General features: G+C 59.6%; 13 protein-coding genes and 1 pseudogene. 6 read left to right on the top strand and 8 right to left on the bottom strand.

Translation table 11 applies throughout. From position 1 onward, the window contains the following. The first annotated feature begins 71 nt into the window (after positions 1–71). Genes peaB through peaD form a run of 3 tightly spaced genes read left to right on the top strand, consistent with a single transcriptional unit; the run spans position 72 to position 2971 of the window. A complete protein-coding gene (gene peaB / locus EAH74_RS18795; protein ID WP_076028106.1) occupies positions 72–1502 on the top strand; it encodes a quinohemoprotein amine dehydrogenase maturation protein in 1431 nt (476 codons plus the stop codon). A gap of 1 nt (position 1503) precedes the next feature. Next, the gene (qhpC, locus tag EAH74_RS18790; protein ID WP_008145336.1) at positions 1504–1827 is read left to right on the top strand and encodes a quinohemoprotein amine dehydrogenase subunit gamma; all 324 of its coding nucleotides are present in this window, start codon (positions 1504–1506) and stop codon (positions 1825–1827) included. Positions 1828–1852: 25 nt separating this feature from the next. After that, positions 1853–2971 (top strand): quinohemoprotein amine dehydrogenase subunit beta, encoded by a 1119-nt coding sequence (gene peaD / locus EAH74_RS18785; RefSeq protein ID WP_140680292.1) that lies wholly within the window; start codon positions 1853–1855, stop codon positions 2969–2971. Between the two features lie 138 nt (positions 2972–3109). Here the strand turns inward: peaD and EAH74_RS18780 are convergent, their stop codons facing one another. From EAH74_RS18780 to EAH74_RS18770, 3 genes are read right to left on the bottom strand one after another with little or no spacing between them, the layout of a single operon-like run. Next, positions 3110–3511 (bottom strand): lysozyme inhibitor LprI family protein, encoded by a 402-nt coding sequence (locus tag EAH74_RS18780; RefSeq protein WP_140680291.1) that lies wholly within the window; start codon positions 3509–3511, stop codon positions 3110–3112. A gap of 59 nt (positions 3512–3570) precedes the next feature. Next, the gene (locus tag EAH74_RS18775; RefSeq protein ID WP_140680289.1) at positions 3571–3969 is read right to left on the bottom strand and encodes a GFA family protein; all 399 of its coding nucleotides are present in this window, start codon (positions 3967–3969) and stop codon (positions 3571–3573) included. After that, complete coding sequence (locus tag EAH74_RS18770) at positions 3962–4894, bottom strand: ADP-ribosylglycohydrolase family protein (RefSeq protein WP_140680288.1); 933 nt, start codon at positions 4892–4894, stop codon at positions 3962–3964. The genes EAH74_RS18775 and EAH74_RS18770 overlap by 8 nt, the downstream gene beginning before the upstream one ends. A gap of 195 nt (positions 4895–5089) precedes the next feature. Between EAH74_RS18770 and EAH74_RS18765 the strand changes: the two genes are divergently transcribed. Further along, on the top strand, positions 5090–5575 hold the full coding sequence (locus EAH74_RS18765; protein WP_140680287.1) for an SRPBCC family protein: 486 nt from the start codon (positions 5090–5092) through the stop codon (positions 5573–5575). Between the two features lie 663 nt (positions 5576–6238). Here EAH74_RS18765 and inhA read toward each other — a convergent pair. Beyond that, entirely contained in the window at positions 6239–6934 is a 696-nt protein-coding gene (gene inhA, locus EAH74_RS18760) for an isonitrile hydratase (protein WP_140680286.1), read from the bottom strand. Between the two features lie 90 nt (positions 6935–7024). On the opposite strand from inhA, the gene EAH74_RS18755 reads away from it, so the two are divergent. Continuing rightward, on the top strand, positions 7025–8008 hold the full coding sequence (locus tag EAH74_RS18755; RefSeq protein WP_140680285.1) for a GlxA family transcriptional regulator: 984 nt from the start codon (positions 7025–7027) through the stop codon (positions 8006–8008). Here EAH74_RS18755 and EAH74_RS18750 read toward each other — a convergent pair. From EAH74_RS18750 to EAH74_RS18735, 4 genes and pseudogenes are all read right to left on the bottom strand, one after another. Beyond that, positions 7977–8879, bottom strand: a pseudogene (locus EAH74_RS18750) (alpha/beta fold hydrolase). The gene EAH74_RS18755 and the pseudogene EAH74_RS18750 overlap by 32 nt on opposite strands. A gap of 36 nt (positions 8880–8915) precedes the next feature. After that, positions 8916–9305 (bottom strand): hypothetical protein, encoded by a 390-nt coding sequence (locus tag EAH74_RS18745; RefSeq protein WP_140680284.1) that lies wholly within the window; start codon positions 9303–9305, stop codon positions 8916–8918. Between the two features lie 347 nt (positions 9306–9652). Beyond that, positions 9653–11479, bottom strand: a complete 1827-nt coding sequence (locus tag EAH74_RS18740) for a glycoside hydrolase family 15 protein (protein WP_140680282.1) — start codon at positions 11477–11479, stop codon at positions 9653–9655. After that, on the bottom strand, positions 11472–12272 hold the full coding sequence (locus tag EAH74_RS18735; protein WP_140680281.1) for an SDR family oxidoreductase: 801 nt from the start codon (positions 12270–12272) through the stop codon (positions 11472–11474). The genes EAH74_RS18740 and EAH74_RS18735 overlap by 8 nt, the downstream gene beginning before the upstream one ends. 243 nt (positions 12273–12515) lie before the next feature. Between EAH74_RS18735 and EAH74_RS18730 the strand changes: the two genes are divergently transcribed. Further along, on the top strand, positions 12516–13688 hold the full coding sequence (locus tag EAH74_RS18730) for an MFS transporter (RefSeq protein ID WP_140680280.1): 1173 nt from the start codon (positions 12516–12518) through the stop codon (positions 13686–13688). The last annotated feature ends 72 nt before the right edge of the window (positions 13689–13760 follow it).

The raw sequence follows: 13760 nt of genomic DNA, 5'->3' as shown, positions 1-13760 counted from the left end.
TTCAACGGCTTCAGACATTTTTTTGGAATGACCGTGAGCCCCGTAGAACGGGGTTTGCACAGGAGGTTGCAATGGGCGCTATTTTGAATCTGGTCGAGCGGAATCTGCACGAAGTGCACGTCGATGCCGACCGCATGCTGTTTCACATCCCCAGCAGTTCGCTGTTCGCCAGCGATGAGCTGACCGGCACCATCATCGATACCTTGCGCGGTCCCGGCTGTTCGTCGGACGACCTGATCCAGCGCCTGGCCGCTCGCTTCAACGGCGAAGAAATCACCGAGACCCTGCGTGAGCTGATGGCCCTGGAACTGGTCAGCGACGGCTCGCCGTTGACCCCGGACATCGGCACCAAACGGGTCGAGCGCACGGCGATCAATACCGTGGTACTCAACGTCAACACCGGCTGCAATTTGAGCTGCACCTATTGCTACAAGGAAGACCTGGACAAGCCGTCGGCCGGCAAGAAAATGGACGTCGAAACGGCGGTCGCCTCGGTGGAGATGCTGCTGCGCGAGTCCCCAGACGAAGAGCGTTTCACCGTGGTGTTTTTCGGTGGCGAGCCGCTGAGCAATCGCAAGCTGATCGAGTACATGGTCGACTATTGCGAAAAGCGTTTCCGCGAGGCGGGCAAGTTCGTCGAGTTCGTCATGACCACCAACGCGACGCTGCTCACCGAAGAAACCGTGGACTACCTCAACGCCCACCGTTTCGGCCTGTCAGTCAGTATCGACGGACCGAAAACCGTGCATGACCGCAACCGCATCACCGTGGGCGGGCAGGGCACATACGACGTGGTGCGGCGCAAGGCTGAAATGCTGCTGTCGCGCTACAACAGTCGTCCGGTCGGTGCCCGTGTGACCCTGACCACCGGCGTCACCGACGTCGAAACCATCTGGGATCACCTGTTCAATGAACTGGGTTTTGCCGAGGTCGGCTTTGCCCCGGTGACCTCCGGTGACATCAGCACCTTCAACCTGTCCAGCGACGAGCTGATCGAAGTCTTCGCCAACATGAAGAAACTCGGCCGGCGTTATCTGGAAGCGGCGCTGGAGCACCGCAACATCGGTTTCTCCAACCTGCACCAGCTGATCACCGACATCCACGAAGGCCACAAAAAAGCCCTGCCTTGCGGCGCGGGCCTGAAGATGCTGGCGGTGGATCACAAGGGCGAATTGAATCTGTGCCACCGCTTTACCGGTTCGAGTCTGCCGACGTTCGGCAACGTCCATAGCGGTGTGAAGCAGGTGGAGTTGAATGACTTCCTGTCCCAACGCCTGGACCGTACCAACACCGGTTGCGAGGATTGCCAGATCCGCAATCTCTGCTCCGGCGGCTGCTATCACGAGAGCTACGCCCGTTACGGCGACCCGACCCACCCGACCTATCACTACTGCGAACTGATGCGTGACTGGGTCGACTTCGGCATCGAGGTCTACACCCGGATCATGGCCCACAACCCTGCGTTTATCAGCAGCTACATCACTCCGCGCAAGGCTCACTGATATGAAACATCTCAAGGCAATCAATAATAAAGCGCTGAAACTGGATGAGGCCGCGGCCGAAAACCGCATCGAAGAAGTGGTGGCGATGAGTTCCGTCGCCGGCTGTGCCTCGACCACCGACCCGGGTTGGGAAATCGATGCATTTGGCGGTGTGTCGTCGCTGTGCCAGCCGATGGAAGCCGACCTTTACGGTTGTTCCGACCCTTGCTGGTGGCCGGCCCAGGTGCCCGACATGATGAGCACCTACCCGGACTGGAACAAGGATGCCCAGGCGTCCAACGAAAACTGGCGCAACCTCGGCACGGTCTTCCCTAAAGACAAGTAATCGGACAGAGAAGAAGGATTCCAGCATGCATTGCATCAAAGCCTGCGGCCTGGCCGCATTCGCCGTCCTGAGCGTCTGTTCGCTCACTGTTCTGGCCGATGAAAATACAGCACTGCAAGACGGTCACGAGTACATGTTGACCACCAACTACCCGAACAACCTGCACGTCATCGACGTGGTTACCGACACCTTGTTCAAGACCTGCAAAATGCCGGATGCGTTCGGTCCCGGCACCGTTCAGTTGTCGCCGGACCGCAAGACCGCTTACGTGCTGAACAACCACTACGCGGATGTCTACGGCGTTGAACTCGACAGCTGCAAGCAGGTGTTCCACGCCAGCATCACCCAGAAGCCGGGTGAGAAAGCGAAGTCGATGTTCGCCTTCACCCTCAGCCACGACGGCAAGGAATTGTTCACCATTGCCAACCCGACGCTGATGCTCAGCGACCGCTACGAAGTGCAGCAACCGCGGCTCGATGTGTACGCCACCGACGCCGGCATGGACGCCAAACCCGTGCGCAGTTTCCCGGCGCCACGGCAGTTGACCATCATGCAGAGCGGTGACGACGGCACGCTGTACGTGGCCGGGGCGGATGTCTACAAGGTCGATGTGAAGACCGGCAAGTTCGACGTGCTGATCCCCAGCCGCCACTGGAAGCGCCCGAACTACAGCGCGCCGGACGTGCTCTACGTGTGGAACCAGCAGACCTATCGCCATGACTTTTCGCTGCTTTACACCGCCGCGAAATTCAAGGACCAGAAGCAGGACCCGTTGACCGCCGAATACCTTTACGGGCTGTTCAGCATCGACCTGAAAACCGGCAAGACCGAAACCACCGACTTCGGCCCTCTGACGGAAATCTACTTCAGCGGCATGCGCTCGCCGAAGGATCCGAACCTGATGTTTGGGGTGCTCAACCGTTTGGCGAAGTACGACATCAAGGAGAAGAAAATGCTCCAGGCAGCGACGCTGGATCATTCCTACTACTGCATTTCGTTCAACAAGGACGGTAGCAAGATCTACCTGGCGGGGACGTTTAACGATGTGGCGATCTTTGATCCCGAGAGCATGAAGCAGATCGGCAGCATCAAGTTGCCGGGCGGGGATATGGCGATCACGACCGCGCAGATATTTATTCGGTAACGGCGCAGTCTGAGCTGGCGCTTTCGCGAGCAGGCTCGCTCCCACAGTGGATCTCAGTGTGATCACTATTGTGTGAAGATCATTGAGCCCTGTGGGAGCGAGCCTGCTCGCGAAGAGGCCCTCGAAGAAACCGAAGCATCAAGCCCCAGGCACCGGGCAGCTCAAATCCCCCTCCTGACACTTCAAGTAGTTCTTGAACGTCTCAACCCGCGCCTTGGTCAACTCAGTGATGCAGTTGCTGTAGATCAGCGGATACACACTCCCACCTTCCACGGCAGACGCCGAAAACGTGCACTCGGCATCCCGAAACGCAATCCACGCACGCTGCGCACTGACCATGAGTTTTTTGCTGTCCGGGTTACTCTTCAAACGCTCATTGATCTGCTGGTAAAGCGCATTCAACTCCTTGTCCGCCGTCTTGTGCTGCTGCGCCGCGCACTCATTCATCGTGGCCTGATCGGTGGCGTTGTCGCAGTCCACGGCATAAGCAGCGGCGGTAAACAGCAGAGGCGTCAGAGCCAGGAGAAAGCGTGGGTGCATGGGGATTCTCTCTTTGACGTGGGAAATTGGGGGGCCGTGTAGCGCTACGTATTGGCCTGCTATGCCTGCCATTCAAGGTGTTTTTCGATCGACTCATCGTTGAGCCACGGCACATCATGTGATGTCCAGATATGCACCTGAGGCGTCATTTTCGGATCATCGTCCAGTGTCGCCACACGAACAATGACGTGGGGCTGGGCCAAGCGTTCGGCCATCAAATGTGAACCGCAGACCGAACAGAAATGCCGCAGCTTGCCCGGCGACGATTCGTAGCTGCTCAGGTGGTCCTGGCCTTTGGTCCAGCGAAAATGTTCGCGCATGACCCCGGCTGTCGAGGCAAACGCCGCCGCGTGTGCCTTGCGACAGGTTTGACAGTGGCAATGGCTGATGGGCATGTCGAGGCTATCGACGTGGTACTCGACGGCTTTGCACAAGCAACTGCCTTGCAGGCTATTCATCGCGTGCTCCTGTTTGCGTGAGGGTGGCTGCCCGCAGCAAAGCGTCAGCCGTGGCTTCGATGTCTTCACGCAAATGTAACTTCTCCAGCCAACGGTCGGGAATGGCCTGCACGCCGTAATGAGCCCCGGCCAACTGGCCAACAATGGCGGCGGTGGTATCGGCGTCATCGCCCAGGTTGGCGGCTTTCAGGATGGCGGCTTCAAAGCTGTCAGTCTGATGAAAGCACCACAGGGCCGCTTCCAGTGAAGCAACGCAGTAACCGCTACCATGGATTTCGCGTTCAGGTTTGCCGAAATAATCGCCTCGCGCGATGGCGGCCACTTTGGGTTCCAGGCATGTCGTTTCTGACAAGCCGAGCACTTCTGCCTTGGGCGCGCCTTGTAACGCTCGGTGGATCAGCTCGGCGAACAACTGACAGCATTCGATCGCTTCCGGTGCGGCATGGGTGGTTCGCGAGCTGTTGGCGGAAAATGCCAGGATCCGGTCGCGATCGGGAAAGTAATACAGCGCCACTGGCACCAGGCGCATCAGCGAGCCGTTCCCGGCCGTGCGGGGATCGGTGGAGCCGGCGAACGGTTCGCCGGTTTGCTGATAACGCGTCAGGGCGTCGCGTACGGTCATGCCAATGTCGAAGCATTCACCCGTTGAGCTCAGATAACCCCATTTCCACCAATTCAAGTAACGACCCATCTGATCGGCCGCCTCGAAGCCGTTTTTTTTCAGCAAGCTTTCGGCCAGGCACAGCGCCATCGAGGTGTCATCGGTCCATTGCCCGGCTTTCAGATTGAAAGGGCCGCCACCCACCATGTCGGTCAGGGGCTTGAACGAGCCGCGTGGCTGGAATTCGACGCTGGTGCCAACGGCATCACCGCAGGCCAGGCCCAGCAGGGCCCCGCGATAACGTTCCGTAAGTGAAGGCTGCATGAATCGTCCTTGTCTGAGTCAATTTCGCGTTTAACGTTAGCAGTTTCGGTCTACTCGTTTTGTCTTCAAATCAGCAGTTACACTTGGACATGCAGCTGAATATTTCGTCAGGGTTGATTGCGATGCCCGATTGATACAACTTTAGGGTTGGTCTTGTGGTCTTACAGGCCTACTGTTCAGTACAGGAGGTGACTTATGAATCCAGCATCAGATCGCATCGAAAGGAAGATCCTGCTCAAAACGCCGCGCTCGCAGGTCTGGCGTGTGCTGGCCAATGCCGAAGCTTTCGGACAGTGGTTTGGCGTGGCGCTGGAAGGCAAGCGTTTTGTCGCCGGTGAGTGGACCCAGGGGCAGATTACGTACCCGGGTTATGAGCACTTGCTGTGGAATGTACTGGTAGAGCGGGTCGAGCCCGAACGGGTGTTTTCGTTTCGCTGGCACCCTTATGCCGTGGAGCCGGAGCTCGATTACTCCCAGGAACCCACCACGCTGGTGAAGTTCGAGCTCGAAGACATGGATGAAGGCACGTTACTCAAGGTCACCGAGTCCGGTTTCGATCACATCCCTCAGACGCGCCGGCTCAAGGCGTTCCGCATGGACAGCCGCGGTTGGGATGAACAGATGAACAACATCGAAGAATTTCTCAAAGTCAGTGCCAAGGAACGCGAGCGCCAGGAATAGTGATGGCCGCCTGTTTGAACCTGGGCTGAAACGCTGGGCGTTTCTCGAGGACGGCGATCTGAGGGCCGAAGGTCAGCTGCAGTTCGCTAAATTAGCGGCCTCAATGCTTGAAACCTTACCTGTCTAAGGGTTTTCGGAAGGGCGGCTATAGCGAATGTCCTACACGCGATGGTAGCTATGTCGTCTATTGCACATTGGATCCGAAGCGTAATCTAGCTTCATCAACCGAAGCACAGGAAGTGCTCGGGATCACGGATGATCGACCATAAGCAAGGAATCGCTGCCGACAGGGAGTCGTAATGGTCTTGGGAAAAAACCCGCTTCGGCGGGTTTTTTTGGGTCTGTCGAAAAGACCTTGGCAGATGAGTTTCGTGTAGCAGGAGAGGGCTTCATGGCTGAATGGCCAATGGCTTACACCAGAGCGCTGGTATGTCCTCTGTTTACGCTTCACCGATGTGTTTAATCTCGGTCCATCAACTGAGTCGCAGGAAGCGCTCAGGATCAAGGATGATCGACCATTGGCCAGGATGGCTGCCGACAGGATGTCGAAATGGTCTTGAGAAACCCGCTTAGGCGGGTTTTTTTATGGGCGATGGAAAATCCTCGGCGCATCATTTTGGCCGGGGGAGCGGCAGCCTGGCACTGGCTGCCGATCAGGATGGATCAGCGTGCTGACAACTGATCGAGTTTCGCCGCTACACGCTCAGTGATTTCCGAGCGCAGTTTCAATGACCCGGCAGCACGTTTGCGGGCCTCCTCCAGCACACTGACCGGAGCCGTCTCAGGGCTGCCCGATGCAAACGGAGGTGCCGGGGCGTATTCGAGCTGCAACTGCACCAGCTCTGCCGTGTCCTTATCGAACAACTCCGCGGCCAGGGTCAGGGCAAAATCGATGCCCGCCGTGATCCCGCCACCGGTCAGCAGATTACCGTCGCGCACCACCCGATCCTTCACCGGGATCGCCCCCAAAGGCACCAGCAATTCGTGATAAGCCCAGTGAGTGGTGGCGCGTTTGCCCTTCAGCAGACCCGCCGCGCCAAGCACCAGCGCGCCGGTACACACCGACGTGACGTAACGCGCGTTGGCGGCTTGCGCCTGGATGAAGGCCAGCGTCTGTTCATCCTCCATCAACGGCCCGACGCCACTGCCGCCGGGAATGCAGATCACATCCAGCGGTGGGCAGTCGTCGAACGTGGTGGTCGGTTTCAGCACCAGGCCCGTGCTTGCGGTAACGGGCATCAGGTCCTTCCAGATCAAATGCACCTTCACGTCCGGCAGCGAGGCCAGTACGTCGTAAGGGCCTGTGAGGTCCAGTTGCTGAACCTGTGGAAACAACAGAAAACCGATCTGCAACGTCATGGCATTTTTCTCATGAAGTGGGTGGACGGCTTCACTTTAGGCTCGTAGGATTTGGCGTATACGCCAATCACCCCACGAATTACGCCAATCATGCCGAAAACCATTCACGTGCTCGCCTTTGCCAATGTGCAATTGCTCGACGTCACCGGGCCGTTGCAGGTGTTCGCTTCGGCCAACGATATTTCCCGCGAGCAAGGTTTTCCGCCACCTTATGCGCCGTCGGTGATTGCCAGCGGCGGCGGGGCGGTGATGTCGTCGGCGGGGCTGGCGGTGTTGGCCGAGCCGTTGCCCGAAGAGGGCAGTGACACATTGATCATTGCCGGTGGCTGGGGCGTTTACGACGCGGCGCGAGATGAACCGCTGGTGGCCTGGGTCCGTGAACACGCGACGGGGTGTCGCCGGGTATCGTCGGTGTGCACCGGGGCATTTTTGCTGGCGGCCAGCGGCTGGCTCGATGGCCGGCGGGTGGTCACTCACTGGACCCGTTGCGAGCAGTTGGCGCAGCAGCATCCGCGGCTGCAGGTTGAGCCCAATCCGATTTTCATCAATGACGGCCCGGTCTGGACCTCGGCCGGGGTCACCGCCGGTATCGATCTGGCGCTGGCCATGGTCGAAGAGGACCTCGGCCGCACGATGGCCCTGGACGTCGCCCGGCAACTGGTGGTGTTCCTGAAACGTCCCGGCGGCCAGTCGCAGTTCAGCGTGACCCTCTCTTTGCAAAAGGAAGGTAACCGTTTCGACGAACTTCATGCCTGGATCAGTGAAAACCTCACCAAGGATTTGGGTATCCCGACCCTGGCCTTGCAGGCCGGCATGAGCGAACGCAGCTTCGTCCGCCATTACCGCGCCGACACCGGCCAGACTCCGGCCCGGGCGATCGAACTGATTCGGGTCGAGACCGCCCGACGTTTGCTCAGCGATACCGGCGTGCCGATCAAACGGGTGGCGGTGCAATGCGGTTTTGGCAGCGAAGAGACGCTTCGACGCAGTTTTCTGCGGGCCATGGGCGTGACCCCGCAGGCTTATCGCGAGCGTTTCAGCGTCAGCCTTCCAGCAGATCCAGTAACGCTCTGACCGTTGCCTCGGGCGCTTCTTCGGGAATGTTGTGCCCCACGCCCGCCAACACTCGCCGCTCATAACGTCCGGTGAAATGGGCGATGTCTTCGTCTATTTCCGGTGCCGGTCCGACGCCATCGTCGGCTCCGCACAGGGAAATCGTCGGTACGCTGATCGGCGGCTGTCGGGTCAGTGCTTCTTCGATCCACTCCAGCGCCGGGTCGCCGGGCGCGTACATGAACCGGTGGCGGTAGGAGTGAATCACCACCTCGACGAAATCCGGGTTGTCGAAAGCCGGGGCGCTGAGGGGATACCGCTCAGGACCTTTGGTCCAGGTCGGAGACCACAACGTCCAGAGTAATTCACACAAGGCTCGATGATTTTTCGTCAGGCCTTCGACCCCGCGTGGCGTGTGGAAGTAGTACCTCTACCAGAGGCGGTGCTCGGTTTCCGGGTCCAACGGTTCGGTGGAGAGGGGAATGTTCTGTAGGTTGTAACCGTCGCCGGTCACCAGGCAACGAACCCGCTCGGGCCATAGCGCCGCCACAATACACGCCGCCCGACCGCCCCAGTCGTAGCCGCACAGGGCGGCTTGTTGAATGGCCAGCGCGTCCATCAGATCCAGCAAGTCCTGAGCGAGGGCGGCTTGTTGTCCGGAGCGCAGGGTGTCGGGGTGGTTGAAACGGGTCGGGCCGTAACCGCGCAGGTACGGGACGATGACGCGGTAGCCCTTGGCGGCGAGGACTGGGGCAATTTCGTCATAGGCGCGCGGGGAATAGGGGAAACCGTGGAGGAGGAGGATCGGGTCGCCGGTGGTGGGGCCGTGTTCTTCGTAGGCGAGCGACAACCCTGGCGTTTGGGTGAAGTGGATCAGCGCTTCATTGTTCATTCGACACTCCAGACAGGGTTGTTTTTCGCCTGGTTCCTAGACTTCGATTTCTGCCACCTGATTAAAGTATTTCGACCGATCCGGCGTGAACGTCACCACCATGTTGGTCCGCGAACAGGTCAAGGCCCGTTCTTCACTCAAATCAATATCCAGATCTTCCCCGCGCATCCCCTGCCACTCGGCGAGGTATTTGAGGGATCCGTATTTTTCGAGTTTCTTCAGGCTGCGGCTGACGCCACCTTTCCAGCCCAGCACCGGCAGTTCGCCGGCAAGGCAGCGTTGCGCGAGTTCGGGGAAACGGGCGGCGCGTTGGCGGCCGATTTCCCAGCATTTGATCAGGCCCTTGTCGTGGGCTTCCCACAATTCGTCGCGGTTCAGTCCGGACCTGAGTGGGGTATCGATGCTGCGGTGGATGCGTTGGGTCATTCTGGTTCCTTGAATTCGGGTTTTGTTGGACAGCTCCGCTGTACCCGTTGAGGGGGGATGGTAGGTGGGGATGTAACGGCTGGCAACAAACGTTTTCAGGCTATAGAAATCAGGTGCTTCGTGCGATTGAACAGCTCTGTTTAGCAGTTGTAGGAGCTTGGCCTATACCGGCCACCGTTTCTTTCGCCGGTGTTCAGTCGGCCTTGTGTTGTGGCTGATGGCCCTATCGCGAGCAGGCTCGCTCCCACATTTAATCTCGGTCGAATACAAATTTCCTGGCCACTAAAGATCCAATGTGGGAGCGAGCCGGCTCCGGGCGGCGTTCCGACGAAAGGGGCTACGCGGTTTCACGGCTGCCAGAAACTCTTCTCCCTACTCAATTTCCGATCCAGAAAACTGGCCGCACTGATCAGTGCCAAATGCGTCAGCGCTTGCGGCGTATTGCCCAGATGCCGCGCATGGCTGTCGAACTCTTCGGCGTACAACCCCAGCGGGTTGGCGTACCTCAGCAGCTGTTCAAACTCCAGATGTGCCTTTTCCACCCGTCCGGCGCGAGCCAGGCATTCGACGTACCAGAATGAGCACGCGGCGAAGGCGCCTTCGGTGCCGTCGAGGCCGTCGATTCGGGTGTCGTCATTGCGATAGCGGTAAACCATGCCGTCGCGCACGAGGTTTTTTTCGATGGCGTCGAGGGTCGCGAGCCAGCGCGGATCTTTGGCGCTGACGAAGCGCACCAGCGGCATCAGCAGCATCGAGCCATCGAGCGCGGTACCGCCGATGTACTGGACGAAGTGCCCGCATTCTTCGTTCCAGAAGTTTTCCCAGATGTCAGCGTAGATCGCTTGTCGGGTCTGGTCCCAGCGGGCGAACGGGGCGGGCAGTGAGCGTTTTGAGGCGAGGCGAATGGCTCGATCCAGTGCGACCCAGCACATCAGCCGGGAGTGCAGAAAGTGATGCTGCTCGCCGCGCATTTCCCAGATGCCGACGTCCTCTTGCTCCCAGGTTTCGCAGACCTGATCGACCACTTCCACGGTATGTTTCCAGCCTTCATGGGAGATGGCGTCGCCGTATTTGTTGACCAGGTACACCGCGTCCATCAGCTCGCCGAAGATGTCGAGCTGGACCTGGCCGTAAGCCTGATTGCCGATCCGTACCGGTGTTGCGCCACCATGACCGGAGAGGTGCGAGAGTTCGGTTTCCGGCAGTTCCTGGCGACCATCGATGGCGTAGAGGATGTTGAGCTTCATCGATTTTCCGTGGCAATCACTGACCCGCCCGCGCAGCCAGCGCATGTAATCGTTGGCCTCCTGGACGAAGCCCAGGCGCATGAATGCGTAGACGGTGAACGAGGCGTCGCGGATCCACGTGTAGCGATAATCCCAGTTGCGCTCGCCGCCAGGTGTTTCCGGCAGGCCGAAGGTCGCGGCGGCGAGGATTGCGCCGTGTTTGCGCGAGGTCAGCAGCTTCAATGCCAAGGCCGAGCGATTGACCATTTCCCGCCAGCGACCGCGATAGTTGGACTGGCCGATCCAGTCGCGCCAGAACTTCAGGGTCCGCTCCAGGCAGATCGCGGCGGCGCCTTCCTTGAATCGCGGATCGTCGATACCACCCAGCATGAATTCGGCGGTCTGGTCCTGTTCGAGGGTGAATTCGGCGACTGCCGCATGGCCGTCTATGCGTAAAACCTGGTCCGAAAACAAGCGCAGGGAAGGCTGGTCGGCGGCCTCGAAGGTCACGTCTTCTTCATCCATGCGCGCGCGGGTCTTGGCGCGCGCATAGTCATGGCGCACGGCGCAGCGCATGTGAAACGTTGCCTGACCACTGACCACACGAACCCGGCGCATCAGCACCGACGTGTCATCTTCGCTGTCGCCGATGGGCAGCAGGTCGGTGACTTCGACGACTGCGCGATCGCTCAGCCAACGGGTTTGCAGCACATTGGTGTCGGGCAGGTAAATCTGCTCGCGGCGAGCGTCGGGTAAATCCGGGGACAGTTGGAAAATCCCGGCCTCAGGGGTGTCCAGCAGCGAGCAGAAGATCGACGGGCTGTCGAATTCCGGCCAGCAGAAAAAATCCACACTGCCCTTGTCATTGACCAGTGCCGCGCTGCGCATGTCGCCGATGATGCCATGGGCATCGATAGCGCTTTGTCGTTCGGGATGATGATCAGCCATTGCCGCGAAACTCCGGATAAAGGCTCATGCCGCCGTCGATGAACAGGGTGGTGCCAACGATGTAGTCGGACGCATCGGAGGCGAGGAAGACCACCGCGTTGGCGATGTCCTCGACATCGCCAACGCGGCCGTAAGGAATGAGTTTGAGCAGCTCCTGCTCGGCGACGCCTTCGGTGTCGGCGCGATTGATCGCCGTGCGAATGGCGCCCGGCGCGATGCCGTTGATGCGGATGCGCTGGTGACTGACTTCCTGGGCGAGGGTTTGCATCAGCATGTCGACGCCACCCTTGGACGCGGCGTAATTGACGTGACCGGCCCAGGGAATGCGCTGGTGCACCGAACTCATATGGATGATCTTGCCCGCGGCCCGCGAGATTCCATCGCGAATGCCTTGCCGGTTGAAAATTCGCAGGGCGGCGCGGGCGCAGAGGAACTGGCCGGTGAGGTTGACGCCAATCACCTGGTTCCAGTCGTCGAGACTCATGTCCACGGCCGATGCGTCTTTCTGCATGCCTGAGTTGGCGACCAGAATGTCCAGAAAACCGAAGGCTTCGAGGGTTTGTGCGAATAACCGTTCGACGTCTGCTTCTTTGGAGACGTCGGCGCCAATGGCGATGGCGCGACCGCCTTCAGCATTGATCGTCCGGGCCAGCTCCTCGGCGGGGGCGGCCTGGGAATTGTAGTTGATCACCACGGCGGCACCGGCGGCGGCCAGGGCCTTGGCCGCGCCGGCACCGATGCCGGAACTGGCACCGGTGATCAGGGCGACTTGTTGGTCGAGGGAAATCTGCATGAACGTCAGCGCCTTGAGTTGAGGGCTTAATTAGCTGACTGGTTTGAGTTGCAGAGAGTTCAGCTGCAAGATCAAAAGATCGCAGCCTTCGGCAGCTCCTACAGTGGAATGCGATCTTCTGTAGGAGCTGCCGAAGGCTGCGATCTTTTGATCTTCAAGGCCTTCACATTCAACCAACAATTGCCTGCTTTCCCCTCAATCAGGCTTATGGCAACTTGCAGGCCCTTGTTGAGACCGGCACCCATGGCAAACCCTTACCGCGAGCTGTTCAAAGCCCCAGGCAGCAGTGCTTTTGTGCTGGCCGGGATGATCGCGCGCATGCCGATTTCCATGACTGGCATCGGCCTGATTACCATGCTCTCGCAACTGCAGGGCGGGTATGGATTGGCTGGCGCAGTGGCGGCGACGTTTGCCTTGGCCACGGCGTTTTGTGCGCCGCAGGTTTCGCGGCTGGTGGACCGCTTCGGGCAGCGTCGGATCTTGCCAGTCTCGGCGCTGATCGGTGGCGGGGCGTTGTTGCTGGTGTTGCTTTGCACTCGCTTGCAGGCGCCGCACTGGACGTTGTTTGTGTTCGCAGCGTTAGCCGGTTGCATGCCGAGCATGTCGGCGATGGTGCGGGCGCGCTGGACCGAGTTGTATCGCGGCCAGCCTGAGCTGCAAACGGCTTATGCGCTGGAATCGGTGCTGGATGAAGTCTGCTTTATTGTCGGGCCGCCGCTGTCGGTGGGGTTGTGCGTGGTGGCGTTCCCCGAGGCCGGGCCGTTGGCGGCGTTGCTGATGCTGGCGATCGGGGTGACGGCGTTTGTGCTGCAACGTGACACCGAGCCAGCGATTCATCCTCATGAAGAACATCATCAGGGCTCGATCATTCGCTCCAGCGAGATTCAGTTGCTGATGCTGTTGATGGTCGCCATGGGCACCATCGTCGGTGTGGTGGACGTGGTCAGCGTGGCGTTCGCCCAGCAGCAGGGCCAGCCGGCGGCGGCGAGTATTGTGTTGTCGGTGTATGCCATCGGCTCGTGCCTGGCCGGTTTGGCGTTCGGGGCGTTGCGCTCGAAACTGCCGTTGCCGCGACTGTTCCTGTACGGCGGAGTGGCGACGGCGGTGACTACGTTGCCGTTGCTGCTGGCGACGAACATTCTCGGGCTGTCGCTGGCGGTGTTTGTCGCCGGGTTGTTTTTTGCGCCGACCCTGATTGTGGCGATGGCGTTGGTGGAGCGCATCGTGCCGCCGGCCAAACTCACCGAAGGCCTGACCTGGCTGGTGACCGGATTGAGCATTGGCGTGGCGATGGGTGCGGCCAGTTCGGGTTGGCTTATCGATGCATTTGGAGCCCAGAGCGGATTCTGGGTCGCCGTCGCCGCTGGCGCCGTGGTCCTCGGTTCCGCAGTGCAAAGCTTCCGCCACTTGAAATGATGACTAAATGTGGGAGCGAGCTTGCTCGCGATAGCGGTCTGGCAGCCACATTCATGTTGACTGATACACCGC

It is taken from the genome of Pseudomonas mandelii, from assembly GCF_006438925.1.
GTDB classification, from domain to species: Bacteria; Pseudomonadota; Gammaproteobacteria; order Pseudomonadales; family Pseudomonadaceae; genus Aquipseudomonas; species Aquipseudomonas mandelii_C.
Note: the sequence above shows the minus strand (reverse complement) of the source record. Positions and strands in the feature narration are given on the sequence as shown.